Raw genomic sequence first — 12,910 nt, 5'->3', positions numbered from 1 at the left:
CCTAGAAACTGTCGAGCAAACGTTCTTCAAGATTTTCAATTTGTTGCGTCAGTTTACTCAAAAATCGTAATTTACGCACGCTGTCCGCTGCAGCGGTCCAGTCTTCGTCATCCAGCTGATGAATCATCTCTGCCATCCGGGTTTTTGTCATTTTAGTGATAGTGGCAGCAAAACCGGCCAGTGCATCACTGTCCTGTTTCTGTTCGATGATATCGAGGGCTTCGCGCAGCTCCAGCTGCTCCATCAGAAATGCAGTATCATGCATTGTGTGCTGTTCATTATTGATATCAATATCATGTAACAGCAGCATGTATTCCGCACGTTTCAGGGGATGTTTCAGGGACTGGTAGGCGTCATTGATGGTCGCGGCCATTGTCAGTGCCTGCGCTTGTTCTTTCGCATCACCGGCGGCAAATCTGTCTGGGTGATACTGGCGCTGCAAATCCTGATAACGACCGGCAAGTGCCTGTGTGTCAAGGTCATAACGCACAGGCAGGCTGAACAGGGAAAAATAGTTCATCGTGTTCTCTTCGCGGATAAATGGATCAGTTAAACGTGAAAACTCTCGCCGCAGCCGCATTCGCTGTTGACGTTCGGGTTATTGAATTTAAACCCTTCGTTTAACCCTTCCTTCACGAAATCCACTTCCGTGCCGTCAAGATACACAATACTTTTTCCGTCGATGATCACTTTTACGCCGTGATCTTCAAAGACGATATCATCTTCATTAATGACATCGGCAAATTCAAGTACGTAAGCCATACCAGAGCAACCGGAGGTTCTCACGCCTAACCGCAGACCTACTCCTTTACCGCGGTTTGCCAGAAAACTGGTGACCCGGTTTGCCGCACTTTCTGTAAGAGAAACGGACATTACACACCTCGCTCTATAAACCAGTATGGCGGATGACCGATGGGATCAGTATCCGCCATTATTTTATTGTTTTACCTGCTGCACACCGGCAGCGGCGGGCTATTAGTTGCCCCGGCGTTTACTTTTGTAATCCGCAATTGCTGCTTTGATCGCATCTTCAGCCAGAATCGAGCAGTGAATTTTCACCGGCGGTAATTCCAGTTCTTCCGCAATCGCGGTATTTTTGATGGCTTCCGCTTCATCCAGGGTCTTCCCTTTCATCCACTCAGTCACCAGTGAGCTTGACGCAATCGCCGAGCCGCAGCCGTAGGTTTTGAAACGTGCGTCTTCAATCACGCCGTTATCATCAACTTTGATCTGTAACTTCATTACGTCACCACAGGCCGGTGCACCCACCATGCCGCTGCCGACAGTCGGGTCTTCGTTGTCGAATGAACCGACGTTGCGCGGGTTTTCGTAGTGATCGATTACTTTATCGCTATAAGCCATTGTTTATACTCCTGAAACCGTCTGATTAATGGTGTGACCATTCAATACTGTTAATATCAACACCTTGCTTGTGCATTTCCCACAGCGGGGAAAGATCGCGCAGGCGGCCAATTGCGTTATGGATAAGTTTGATAGCATAGTCAATCTCTTCCTCAGTCGTGAAACGACCCAGAGAGAAGCGGATTGAGCTGTGCGCCAGTTCGTCGGTCATACCCAGGGCGCGCAGAACATATGACGGCTCCAGGCTGGCGGACGTACAGGCAGAACCGGATGATACCGCGAGATCTTTCAGCGCCATCATCAGGGATTCACCTTCAACATAGTTGAAACTGACGTTAAGAATATTCGGTGCGGAGTGCTCCGGGCAACCGTTCAGATAGGTTTCTTCGATATCTTTGATACCGTTCCACAGACGCATACGCAGTGCGGACAGACGCTCAGCTTCCGCTGCCATCTCTTCTTTGGCGATACGGTAAGCTTCACCCATACCGACAATCTGATGGACTGCCAGTGTACCGGAACGCATACCGCGCTCGTGACCACCGCCGTGCATCTGCGCTTCAATGCGGATACGCGGTTTGCGGCGGACATACAGTGCGCCGATACCCATCGGGCCGTAAATCTTATGGCCGGAGAAGGACATCAGATCCACTTTCAGTTTACTTAAATCAACCGGCACTTTACCAACGCTCTGGGTGGCATCCACATGGAAAACAATCCCTTTGCTGCGGCACAGTTCACCGATCGCTTCGATATCCTGAATCACACCGATTTCGTTATTCACATGCATGATTGAAACTAAAATGGTGTCTTCACGCATTGCAGCTTCGAGTTCAGCCAGGTCGATCAGGCCATTACGCTGCGGCGCAAGATAGGTTACTTCAAACCCTTCGCGCTCTAACTGACGGCAGGTATCGAGTACCGCTTTGTGCTCAGTTTTACAGGTAATAATGTGCTTGCCTTTTTTCTCATAGAATTTGGCTGCACCTTTAATCGCCAGGTTGTCAGACTCGGTGGCACCGGAAGTGAACACGATTTCACGCGGGTCAGCGCCGACCAGATCAGCAATCTGGTTACGGGCAATATCGACAGCCTCTTCGGCCTGCCAGCCAAAACGGTGAGAACGTGACGCCGGGTTGCCGAAGATGCCGTCCATTGTGAGGCATTGCATCATTTTTTCAGCAACACGCGGATCAACCGGGGTGGTTGCTGAGTAATCTAAATAAATCGGTAATTTCATCGCTCAATTGCTCCATGAACTACGGTTGCGTTGTTAACGCAGGTTTCTGCTTATGCTTGCAGATTGATAATCGTTTCGTTAATTGCCAGATTATGTGCACGACGTTTATCATCCTGGCGATCAGCAACATCAATCACTTCTTTATGATTTACTAACTCTTCCAGACTGATACTGCTTAAGAAATCAGTAATACGGTCACTCAGGTCACGCCACAGCGCGTGTGTCAGACAGCGGTCACCGCCCTGACAGCCTTCCTGGGTTCCCTGACAGCGGGTCGCATCAACGGATTCATCGACGGCCGAGATGACCTGAGCAATGAAAATCTCACCGGCACCGCGTGCCAGAAGATACCCGCCGCCCGGCCCGCGAACGCTGGAAACCAGCTCGTTTTTACGCAGACGGGAGAAGAGTTGCTCAAGATAAGAGAGGGAGATACCCTGACGTTCAGAAATGTCAGCCAGTGGTACGGGCCCCTCATGGGAGTGCAGCGCTACGTCGAGCATAGCGGTTACCGCATAGCGCCCTTTTGATGTCAGTCTCATAACCGGATCCCCGTGATAAATGGTGAAGAAATTGTGTCATTCCTGAGTAATTTAGTCAACTATTTAACCCAGTAATTTACTCAACTATTTTTTCGCCCATTTCTCAACAGAAGTCAGGATTCCACGCAGGATATTCAGCTCCTGTGTTTCCGGATGCGCGCGGGTAAATAAGCGGCGCAGACGGTTCATAATCTGACCCGGGTGTGCTTTGCGGATAAAACCGGATTCATTCAGTACCGATTCCAGATGCGTGTAAAACCGCTCCATATCATCCGCCGGCGGATAGTGTACCTCATCTGCCTCATCATTATTTGCCGGTTCGCTCTCATTCTGAGAGGCAAGAAATGCCATCCGGATCTCATAACTGACCAGCTGCACCGCCATCGCCAGGTTCAGCGAGCCGTATTCCGGGTTGGTCGGGATATAAAGATGATAATTACACTTCTGCAATTCATCGTTGGTCAGCCCGACACGTTCACGGCCGAAAATAATCGCGACCGGTGCGGTCTGTGCGATTTTAACACTTTTTTCCCCGCATTCACGCGGTTCAACCATCGGCCACGGCAGTGTGCGTGACCGGGCACTGGTGCCGATCACCAGTTCACAACCGGCAATCGCCTCATCCAGGGTGCTGACAATCTTTGCATTGCCGATAACATCACTGGCACCGGCAGACAGCGCGATGGCGTGAGAGTCCGGCTGTACCTGCGGATTGACCAGATAAAGGCTGGATAACCCCATTGTTTTCATAGCCCGCGCAGCGGAGCCCATATTGCCTGTATGTGAGGTTTCAACCAGGACGATTCGGATATTTTCGGACATAACACACTTTCTTTGAGAAATTATCGCAATATCTTAACACAAGAATAGTCAGATTGACGATCACCTGTTATACTCTGCCGCGTTTATTTTCGTTCTTTAACATCCCGGTGGACAACCCCATGCATCCGATGCTTACCATCGCCATACGTGCTGCACGTAAGGCCGGCAACCTGATTGCCAAACACTATGAAATGCCTGACACTGTTGAGACAACTCAGAAAGGTTCCAATGACTTTGTGACCAACGTGGATCGCGAAGCCGAGCAGATGATTATCGAGATCATCCGCAAATCTTATCCGAAGCACACCATTATCTCCGAAGAGTGTGGTGAGTTACCCGGTGAAGAACATGATATGCAATGGGTGATTGATCCCCTGGATGGCACCACCAACTTCGTCAAACGTCTCCCGCACTTCGCGGTATCTATCGCATTCCGTATCAAAGGCCGCACTGAAGTGGCGGTTGTTTACGATCCGATGCGTAACGAATTATTCTCTGCGGTCCGTGGTCAGGGCGCACAATTAAACGGCTACCGTCTGCGCGGTGCGACTGCCCGTGATCTCGACGGCGCGGTACTGGCTACCGGCTTCCCGTTCAAAGCCAAACAGCACGCTGATACCTATATCAAAATGCTCGGCAAACTGTTTACCCGCTGCTCAGACTTCCGCCGTACCGGCTCTGCCGCACTGGATCTGGCTTATCTCGCTGCCGGCCGTGTGGACGGTTTCTTTGAAATCGGCCTGAAGCCGTGGGACTTCCTCGGTGGTGAACTGCTGGTCCGTGAAGCGGGCGGTATCGTTACTGACTTCACCGGTAACCACCGTTATATCGACAGCGGTAACATCGTTGCGGGCAGCCCGCGTGTGGTCCGCGAACTGCTGGCAGAACTGCGTGATGAGCTGACTGAGTCTCTGAAACGCTGATTCTGTTCCGCCAGATGTGAAAAAGGGTTATGACTTTCGTCATAACCCTTTTTTATTATGCGTTTTCCGGGGTCTGCGGCCGGACTTTCGGGCGCAGGAACAGTGCCGGAAGTACTGTCAGTGCCATCAGATAAAATATGCCGCCGTGGATATCCTCATACAGATACCCCGCCACCAGCGTCATCACCGCAATCGCCCCGCCCATTGCCAGCGCAGAATACGCCGCCTGTAACGGAATGATTTCCGTGGATTTGCGCGCACCGATAAAGCGCATAGCCGCCAGATGACACACTGTATAGGTACCGCTATGCAGGATCTGCGCCGCAATCAGCACCGGCAGTGCCGCCGACATGCCCAGCAGTGACCAGCGCAGAATACCGCAGATACCGGAAAGCAGTAACAGATTGGCCGCACTCCAGCGGCGGAACAGCTTATTACTGAAGGTAAAGACAATCACTTCCGCCACCACACCCAGCGACCAGAGATAGCCGATCGCGGCATCAGAGTACCCCACCTTCTGCCAGTAAATCACACTGAAGCCGTAATAGGCGGCATGCGCCCCCTGCAACAAACTCACACACAGCAGAAAGCGGACTACCGCATTGTCTTTCAGCAGAACACGGAATTTTACCTGCGGCCCGCGCTGTTTCATTTCCCCGGACGGCATAATGCGCGGGCGCAGCAGTGACGTCAGCAGCAGTGAGCCGGTACTGACCACCAGCGCCGCCAGGATCACCTCATGCTTCCAGATATCCATCAGCATCCCGGTAACCGAGGTGGCGATGATAAATGCCACCGATCCCCAGACACGGATCGAGCCGTAATCCATCGGAAACTGTTTTTGCCAGGTTGCGGCGAGGGAATCCCCCAGCGGGATCATCGGCGAGAAAAAGAGGTTGAATCCGGCCATAACAAAAAAGAGCCAGAGCCAGTGAGAACCGAAATAAAACGCCACCGCGAACAGGAAAGAACAGAGCGCCATCAGTCTCAGGGCAAAAATCAGCCGTGACGGGTCTTTAAACAGCGGTGTGATAAACAGGCTGCCGACGAACCGCGCCACCAGCCCCACACTGAGCAGCATACCGACCGTTGCCACATCATGCCCTTCACCTTTCAGCCATGCGCCCCAGTAGGGAAGAAAAATCCCGTAGGAAAAAAAATACGTAAAATAATCAAGCGCCAGCCAGAGCGATGACGGAACAAACATCTGCCTCTCCTTTCAGGAATACAAAAAACCCGCTCGCGGCGAACGAAGCGGGTTTTGGTTACATCAGATTGGTAACGCGATTATGCGTAAACCGGATATTTCGCGCAGATAGCCAGAACTTTTTGTTTCACAGCTTCAATGGTCGCTTCATCATTGAGGTTATCTAACACGTCACACATCCAGCCGGCCAGTTCACGGGCTTCTGCTTCTTTGAAGCCGCGGCGGGTGATCGCCGGGGAACCGACACGGATACCGGAAGTCACAAACGGGCTCTTCGGATCGTTCGGCACACTGTTTTTGTTGACAGTGATGTTTGCACGGCCCAGTGCCGCATCCGCATCTTTACCGGTGATGTCTTTATCGACCAGATCCACCAGGAACAGATGGTTCTCAGTACCGCCGGACACCACTTTATAACCACGGTTCAGGAAGACTTCAACCATTGCTTTGGCATTTTTCACAACCTGGACCTGATTTGCTTTAAATTCAGGCTCCATTGCTTCTTTTAACGCCACGGCTTTACCGGCGATAACGTGCATCAGCGGACCCCCCTGGTTACCCGGGAATACCGCTGAGTTCAGTTTTTTGTACAGATCTTCATCACCGCCTTTCGCGAGGATCATCCCGCCGCGCGGACCCGCCAGGGTTTTGTGCGTGGTAGTGGTGACAACGTGAGCATGCGGAACCGGGTTAGGATAAACACCCGCAGCAACCAGACCGGCTACGTGGGCCATATCAACAAACAGGTAAGCACCGATGCTGTCAGCGATTTCACGCATTTTCGCCCAGTCAACCACACCGGAGTAAGCAGAGAAGCCGCCGATGATCATTTTCGGCTGATGTTTTTTCGCCTGTTCAGCGACATCGTCATAATCGATTTTACCGGCAGAATCGATACCGTAAGGGACGATATTGTACAGTTTACCGGAGAAGTTTACCGGAGAGCCGTGAGTCAGGTGACCGCCTTCCGCTAAGTTCATCCCTAATACTGTATCGCCCGGTGACAGCAGTGCGGAGTACACTGCAACGTTAGCCTGGGAACCTGAGTGCGGCTGAACGTTGGCATAGTCTGCGCCGAACAGTTCTTTTGCACGGTCAATCGCCAGCTGTTCAACGATATCCACATATTCGCAGCCGCCGTAGTAGCGTTTGCCCGGATACCCTTCTGCATATTTGTTGGTGAGCTGGGAGCCCTGAGCTTCCATAACGCGCGGGCTGGTATAGTTTTCAGAGGCAATTAATTCAATGTGCTCTTCCTGACGACGATCTTCGTCTTTCATCGCCTGCCAGAGTTGTGGGTCGTAATCTGCAATATTCATTTCACGCTTTAACATTCGCTTCTCCTGACTCGCCTGATGCCGATAAAAAAACACCCCTTTCCGGGGACGAATGCCCTACAGTGTAAACCCTTTTTCTGAATTGAGATAGCCCCGGAAACAAAAAATACGCAAACGATTGCATAGCGGTAAAATCAGGTAATTAGCATGCTTATTATTTCATAAGAATATCCTGTCCATCGGACACAATACCGGATTTGTGATCCCCTCTTACCCACGCTCACTGATCAATTTCGCTATTTTCACCGGATTTTCAGAAACAGCAGAAAAATTTGCGCTTTACAAATTCTGCCCTGTATTATAAGTTGCATAAAAAATACATGTTATAAATTTCACACTGATGTGATGCTTTTTCAGGAGCCCTGCTATGCTCGATGCACAAACTATCGCCACCGTAAAATCCACCGCCCCACTGATTGCCGCCACCGGCCCGAAACTGACCGCCCATTTCTATGACCGCATGTTTCGTCAGCACCCGGAGTTAAAAGATATCTTCACCATGAGCCACCAGCAGAACGGCGCACAGCGTGAAGCGTTGTTTAATGCGGTCTGCGCCTATGCCATGAATATTGATAACCTCGGCGCACTGGGTGCGGCAGTGGAAAAAATTGCCAACAAGCACGCCAGTCTGATGATCAGACCTGAGCATTATCCGATTGTCGGGGAAAACCTGCTTGCCACCATTGAAGAGTTGCTCAATCCGGGTGAGGAAGTCCTTACCGCCTGGGGGAAAGCGTACGGCGTGCTGGCGGATATCTTTATTCAGCGCGAAGCCGGGCTGTATCAGGAAAAAGCGGCTTTACAGGGCGGATGGGAAGGACTGCGTGAATTCCGCGTGATCCGCAAACAGCCGCAGAGTGAACTTATTACCAGTTTCGAACTGGCGCCGGTTGATGATAAGCCTGTCGCGGATTACCGCCCGGGGCAGTATATCAGTGTCTATATCAATGATGATGCGCTGGAAAATCAGGAGATCCGCCAGTATTCCCTGACGCAGGCACCGGACGGTAAAACCTACCGGATTGCGGTCAAACGTGAAGACAAAGGTACGATTTCCGGCTGGCTGCACGCTAATGTGCAGGAAGGCGATGTGGTCAGACTGACACCACCGCTGGGGGATTTCTTCCTGGAGGCAGAAAAAGAAACCCCGGTGGTCCTGATTTCAGCCGGTGTCGGCTTAACACCGATGATGGCTATGCTGCAGACACTCGCCGCACAACAGCATCCGGCGGATGTGACCTGGCTGCACGCGGCAGAGCACGGCGGCGTGCATGCCTTTGCGGAGGAAGTAAACCGGTTTGGTGCGCAGTTGCCTGCGTTCAGCCAGACCGTCTGGTACAGAGAGCCGCGCGCAGATGAAGCTCATCCGCACCTGACCGGGCTGATGGATTTAACGGCTCAGCAGGATGCTCTGCTCAGTAAAACCCGCCACTATTACCTGTGCGGCCCGGTAGCCTTTATGCAACACATTGCGCGTCAGCTGACTGCAATGGGCGTTAATGCAGACCAGATCCATTATGAATGTTTCGGTCCGCACAAAATTTTATAATCGCGACAGAACAACAATAACAACACGCTGGATATTCAGCGTATGTGCTTAAGCTGAAGCACATTTGAGTAACAGTGACATAACCGCCGAATTTATATCTATCCCATCCTTTCGCCCGGTTCACTGTTACTCTTTTTTTTGCCCGTCAGTTTTTATACCGGGCCCGGTTCACACATTTTTTTACTGCCTGTGAGAAATACATCACCTTGGCCGAATTGATACACGTTTCCAGCTCATCCTGTTCTTCTTTATTTAAATTCATCCCGGAAACCTCCGCAAAAAGTGCCGGTAATTCATGCTGACCGGGGTCTTTCATTGCTGACTGCAGAATAATAATACCGGCCATAACCAGAATAATAACCACAACACACACCGCCACTATCCATTGTATTGCCCGCACATGTATTGTCCGCACAGTCTTCTCCTTTTACTGACAGATAAAAGAATCCGGCGGTGTCAGAAATAACAGCCGCCGGATACGTTTGATTTGCAGGGATGCTCAGCAGAACTCAGATAGCATCTTCATCCTGTTCCCCGGTACGGATCCGGACAACCTGTGCCACATCGAACACAAAGATTTTACCGTCACCGATCTTACCGGTCTGCGCCGTCTGCATAATGGTTTCCACACAGGTTTCGAGAATGTCATCGGCGACAACAATTTCAATTTTTACCTTCGGCAGAAAATCCACCATATATTCCGCACCGCGATACAGTTCCGTATGCCCTTTCTGACGGCCGAAACCCTTCACCTCTGTCACGGTCATCCCGGTGATCCCCACTTCGGCCAGAGCTTCGCGGACATCATCGAGTTTAAACGGCTTAATAATTGCCTCAATCTTTTTCATTGTCAGATCCTGTTACCAATTTTTGCGGCCAAACCCGGATGTAATCGGGTAACGGCGATCTTTGCCAAAGTTCCGGGCGGTAATGCGCGGTCCCACCGGTGACTGGCGGCGTTTGTATTCATTGATATCCACCAGCCGGATAACCTTGCGGACCACCGCTTCATCAAACCCGGCGGCGATCAGTTCATCTGCGGACATATCTTTTTCAACATACCCGGCCAGCAGGGCATCGAGGATGTCATACGGCGGCAGACTGTCCTGATCCAGCTGACCCGGTGCCAGCTCTGCTGACGGCGGACGGGTGATAACCCGCTCCGGAATCGCCGGAGAGAGTGTGTTGCGGTATCTTGCCAGTTCAAACACCATAGTTTTCGGCACATCTTTCAGGACATTAAAGCCCCCGGCCATATCCCCGTACAGTGTGGAGTAACCAACCGCACACTCGCTTTTATTACTGGTGGTCAGCACAATGCGGCGGCGTTTGTTGGACATCGCCATCAGGATCACCGCACGGCAGCGTGCCTGTAAATTCTCTTCGGTGGTATCAACCGGTGTTCCGGCGAATTTCGGTGCCAGTTCGTGCATAAAGGCTTCAAACATCGGCTCAATAGACACCACATCAAATTCCACACCCAGCAGCTCTGCCTGCTCACGGGCATCGTGGATACTGATATCCGAGGTGTAACGGAACGGCATCATCACCGCCTGCACTTTGTCTTTACCCAGTGCATCTGCAGCAATGGCGACAGTCAGGCCGGAATCAATCCCGCCGGACAGGCCCAGCAGCGCTCCCTGAAAACCATTTTTGCGGACATAATCCCGCGTTGCCAGCACCAGTCCCTGATAAACCTGAGCCAGAACAGGTAACGACGGTGCCGGATCCACCATCGGCGTGATGGTTAAATCCGTAAAGTGACACTGCGCGACCTGCTCTGAAAACGCAGCAAGACGATGCGTTACGCTGCCATCTGCGGCGAAAACAGCGGAATCACCATCAAAAATAAGTTCATCCTGCCCGCCGACCTGGTTGAGATAGACCAGCGGCAGCCCGGTACGGCGGCAGTGTGCCTGTATCAGCACATCCCGGGTATCAATTTTATCAGTGGAATACGGTGACGCATTCAGTGTCAGAATGATTTCCGCACCGGCCGCTTTCAGGGCATCAACCGGACCGTCAGTCCAGATATCCTCACAAATAAGTAACCCGAGGCGGTAGCCGCGAAAATCAATCACACAGGTTTCTGTCCCTGCCGTAAACCAGCGTTTTTCATCAAACACGCCGTAGTTCGGCAGTTCCTGTTTGAAATAACGGGCGCGGAGTTCCCCTTTCTCAAAGAAAGAGAGGGCGTTATAAATGTGACCGTTTTCCTGCCACGGGTGTCCCACCAGCACAGCACAGTCACCGCTGGCCTGTTGGATCCGGGTGAGGCTCTGCACTATCCGCTGATGAAAATCGGGACGGAAAACCAGGTCTTCCGGTGAATACCCGGACAATGCCAGTTCGGAAAACATGACCAGGTCAGCCCCTGCCGCCTGCTGTTCCGCCATGGTTTTCAGAATACGTTCACCATTGCCTTCGATATCTCCGACCAGAAAATTCAGCTGGGCCAGGGCGATATTAAGTGTACGACGCATAAAATCCTGCTCTCCCGGGATAGATCTCACCGTATGTAAAAATTAATAATAAAACAGCTAATAATGAAGATGATAGCAAAATGTGCCGGTTCACACCGATTCTTTGCTTATTCTTTAAAGTCGGCCGCATCCAGCTCATGACGGGACAGTAATTTATAGAACTCTGTCCGGTTACGCCCTGCCAGACGGGCAGCATTGGTCACGTTACCTTTGGTCATCTGGAGAAGTTTGCGTAAATAATTGAGTTCAAACTGGTTACGGGCTTCCGCAAAGGTCGGCAGCGCCGTATTTTCTCCTTCCAGCGCCTGAGTCACCAGAGCCTCACTGATCACCGGCACGGTGGACAGCGCCACACACTGCTCGATAACGTTAAGCAGCTGACGGACGTTGCCCGGCCAGCTCGCGCCCATCAGGCATTTCATGGCATCCGGAGAGAAGCTGCGGACAAACGGCTTATGCTTTTTCGCCGCTTCGCGCAGAATATGATTGGCCAGCAGCGGGATATCTTCAGCCCGCTCATGGAGTGTCGGAATTTTCAGGTTAACCACATTGAGGCGGTAGTAGAGATCTTCACGGAATTCGTGTTTTTCCATCGCCTTGGGTAAATCGCGGTGTGTCGCGGAAATGACGCGGACATCAATATCAATGTCGCGGTTACTGCCGAGCGGGCGCACTTTGCGCTCCTGCAGAACACGCAGCAGTTTGACCTGCAGCGGCATCGGCATATCCCCGATTTCATCGAGGAACAGTGTGCCGCTCTCTGCCGCCTGGAACAGCCCTTCCCGGCTGCTCACCGCGCCGGTAAAGGCACCTTTGGCATGGCCGAACAGCTCGGATTCCAGCAACTGCTCCGGCAGTGCACCACAGTTGATGGCGATAAACGGTTTTTTCGCTCTCGGACTGGCTTTGTGGATAGCCTGGGCCAGTACCTCTTTCCCGGTACCGCTCTGACCATTGATCAGCACACTGACATCGGATTGCGCCACCATACGTGCCTGTTCCAGCAGACGCAGCATCAGCGGGCTGCGGGTCACAACCCCCTCACACCAGGATTCATCACTGACCGTGGTGGAGAGTGCCAGCGCATCGTCAATCGCTTTATATAAAGCATCGCGATCCACCGGTTTGGTCAGGAAGCTGAACACGCCCTCACGGGTGGCAGCCACGGCATCCGGAATGGAGCCGTGAGCCGTCAGGATAATCACCGGCATGCCGGAATGGGTTTTCTGGATCTCGGCAAACAGCGCCATACCATCCATTTCATCCATCCGCAGGTCGCTGATGACCAGATCGATTTTTTCTTTATTGAGTACCTTCAGCGCTTCAGGGCCGCTTTCTGCCGTTGATACCCGGAAACCTTCACTGCTCAGGCGCATACCCAGCAGTTTCAGTAAACCCGGATCATCATCAACCAATAATAAGTTTGCGCTGCGGCGTGCTGTCAT

Annotated in this window: 14 protein-coding genes; 2 read left to right on the top strand and 12 right to left on the bottom strand. The window is 51.9% G+C overall.

The window, feature by feature from the left end; genetic code table 11:
• Position 1: 1 nt before the first annotated feature.
• The 6 genes from hscB to trmJ all read right to left on the bottom strand — a co-directional run bounded on the left by hscB (position 2) and on the right by trmJ (position 3,966).
• Positions 2-520, bottom strand: coding sequence for a co-chaperone HscB (hscB, locus tag HMPREF3119_RS13695; protein WP_004236934.1), 519 nt, complete (start codon positions 518-520; stop codon positions 2-4).
• A gap of 29 nt (positions 521-549) precedes the next feature.
• On the bottom strand, positions 550-873 hold the full coding sequence (gene iscA / locus HMPREF3119_RS13690) for an iron-sulfur cluster assembly protein IscA (RefSeq protein WP_070580021.1): 324 nt from the start codon (positions 871-873) through the stop codon (positions 550-552).
• A gap of 102 nt (positions 874-975) precedes the next feature.
• Positions 976-1,362: a Fe-S cluster assembly scaffold IscU gene (gene iscU, locus HMPREF3119_RS13685; protein ID WP_004236936.1), complete on the bottom strand. Its 387-nt coding sequence runs from the start codon at positions 1,360-1,362 to the stop codon at positions 976-978.
• 25 nt (positions 1,363-1,387) lie between these two features.
• Entirely contained in the window at positions 1,388-2,602 is a 1,215-nt protein-coding gene (locus tag HMPREF3119_RS13680; RefSeq protein WP_004236937.1) for an IscS subfamily cysteine desulfurase, read from the bottom strand.
• 50 nt (positions 2,603-2,652) lie between these two features.
• On the bottom strand, positions 2,653-3,144 hold the full coding sequence (gene iscR, locus HMPREF3119_RS13675) for a Fe-S cluster assembly transcriptional regulator IscR (protein WP_004236939.1): 492 nt from the start codon (positions 3,142-3,144) through the stop codon (positions 2,653-2,655).
• An 84-nt stretch (positions 3,145-3,228) separates the two neighbouring features.
• On the bottom strand, positions 3,229-3,966 hold the full coding sequence (trmJ, locus tag HMPREF3119_RS13670) for a tRNA (cytosine(32)/uridine(32)-2'-O)-methyltransferase TrmJ (protein WP_004236940.1): 738 nt from the start codon (positions 3,964-3,966) through the stop codon (positions 3,229-3,231).
• Positions 3,967-4,085: 119 nt separating this feature from the next.
• On the opposite strand from trmJ, the gene suhB reads away from it, so the two are divergent.
• Positions 4,086-4,889, top strand: a complete 804-nt coding sequence (suhB, locus tag HMPREF3119_RS13665; protein ID WP_032098561.1) for an inositol-1-monophosphatase — start codon at positions 4,086-4,088, stop codon at positions 4,887-4,889.
• A 55-nt stretch (positions 4,890-4,944) separates the two neighbouring features.
• On the opposite strand, the gene HMPREF3119_RS13660 is transcribed toward suhB, so the two are convergent.
• Together HMPREF3119_RS13660 and glyA are read right to left on the bottom strand one after the other, a co-directional pair.
• A complete protein-coding gene (locus tag HMPREF3119_RS13660; RefSeq protein WP_004236942.1) occupies positions 4,945-6,096 on the bottom strand; it encodes a 3-phenylpropionate MFS transporter in 1,152 nt (383 codons plus the stop codon).
• Between the two features lie 80 nt (positions 6,097-6,176).
• The gene (glyA, locus tag HMPREF3119_RS13655; RefSeq protein WP_004236943.1) at positions 6,177-7,430 is read right to left on the bottom strand and encodes a serine hydroxymethyltransferase; all 1,254 of its coding nucleotides are present in this window, start codon (positions 7,428-7,430) and stop codon (positions 6,177-6,179) included.
• A gap of 370 nt (positions 7,431-7,800) precedes the next feature.
• On the opposite strand from glyA, the gene hmpA reads away from it, so the two are divergent.
• Positions 7,801-8,982: an NO-inducible flavohemoprotein gene (hmpA, locus tag HMPREF3119_RS13650; RefSeq protein ID WP_036418509.1), complete on the top strand. Its 1,182-nt coding sequence runs from the start codon at positions 7,801-7,803 to the stop codon at positions 8,980-8,982.
• A 145-nt stretch (positions 8,983-9,127) separates the two neighbouring features.
• Here hmpA and HMPREF3119_RS13645 read toward each other — a convergent pair whose 3' ends face one another.
• The 4 genes from HMPREF3119_RS13645 to glrR form a co-directional block, all read right to left on the bottom strand.
• Positions 9,128-9,397 (bottom strand): hypothetical protein, encoded by a 270-nt coding sequence (locus HMPREF3119_RS13645; protein ID WP_125112263.1) that lies wholly within the window; start codon positions 9,395-9,397, stop codon positions 9,128-9,130.
• Between the two features lie 94 nt (positions 9,398-9,491).
• Entirely contained in the window at positions 9,492-9,830 is a 339-nt protein-coding gene (glnB, locus tag HMPREF3119_RS13640; protein WP_004236946.1) for a nitrogen regulatory protein P-II, read from the bottom strand.
• Between the two features lie 12 nt (positions 9,831-9,842).
• A complete protein-coding gene (locus tag HMPREF3119_RS13635) occupies positions 9,843-11,465 on the bottom strand; it encodes an NAD+ synthase (RefSeq protein WP_070580019.1) in 1,623 nt (540 codons plus the stop codon).
• Between the two features lie 107 nt (positions 11,466-11,572).
• Positions 11,573-12,910: a two-component system response regulator GlrR gene (gene glrR, locus HMPREF3119_RS13630; protein WP_049242989.1), complete on the bottom strand. Its 1,338-nt coding sequence runs from the start codon at positions 12,908-12,910 to the stop codon at positions 11,573-11,575.

This window comes from Morganella sp. HMSC11D09, assembly GCF_001807955.1.
In the GTDB taxonomy this organism is placed as follows: Bacteria; Pseudomonadota; Gammaproteobacteria; order Enterobacterales; family Enterobacteriaceae; genus Morganella; species Morganella morganii.
The sequence above is the reverse complement of the archived record's forward strand: the minus strand, read 5'-3'. Positions and strand labels throughout refer to the sequence as shown.

Excerpts from the sequence above, each read along its gene's own strand:
- iscA (WP_070580021.1), bottom strand. The coding sequence starts at position 873 with ATGTCCGTTTCTCTTACAGAAAGTGCGGCAAACCGGGTCACCAGTTTT.
- hmpA (WP_036418509.1), top strand. The coding sequence starts at position 7,801 with ATGCTCGATGCACAAACTATCGCCACCGTAAAATCCACCGCCCCACTG.
- HMPREF3119_RS13660 (WP_004236942.1), bottom strand. The coding sequence starts at position 6,096 with ATGTTTGTTCCGTCATCGCTCTGGCTGGCGCTTGATTATTTTACGTAT.
- hscB (WP_004236934.1), bottom strand. The coding sequence starts at position 520 with ATGAACTATTTTTCCCTGTTCAGCCTGCCTGTGCGTTATGACCTTGAC.
- trmJ (WP_004236940.1), bottom strand. The coding sequence starts at position 3,966 with ATGTCCGAAAATATCCGAATCGTCCTGGTTGAAACCTCACATACAGGC.
- suhB (WP_032098561.1), top strand. The coding sequence starts at position 4,086 with ATGCATCCGATGCTTACCATCGCCATACGTGCTGCACGTAAGGCCGGC.
- HMPREF3119_RS13635 (WP_070580019.1), bottom strand. The coding sequence starts at position 11,465 with ATGCGTCGTACACTTAATATCGCCCTGGCCCAGCTGAATTTTCTGGTC.
- HMPREF3119_RS13680 (WP_004236937.1), bottom strand. The coding sequence starts at position 2,602 with ATGAAATTACCGATTTATTTAGATTACTCAGCAACCACCCCGGTTGAT.
- glrR (WP_049242989.1), bottom strand. The coding sequence starts at position 12,910 with ATGACAGCACGCCGCAGCGCAAACTTATTATTGGTTGATGATGATCCG.
- iscU (WP_004236936.1), bottom strand. The coding sequence starts at position 1,362 with ATGGCTTATAGCGATAAAGTAATCGATCACTACGAAAACCCGCGCAAC.
- glyA (WP_004236943.1), bottom strand. The coding sequence starts at position 7,430 with ATGTTAAAGCGTGAAATGAATATTGCAGATTACGACCCACAACTCTGG.
- iscR (WP_004236939.1), bottom strand. The coding sequence starts at position 3,144 with ATGAGACTGACATCAAAAGGGCGCTATGCGGTAACCGCTATGCTCGAC.
- glnB (WP_004236946.1), bottom strand. The coding sequence starts at position 9,830 with ATGAAAAAGATTGAGGCAATTATTAAGCCGTTTAAACTCGATGATGTC.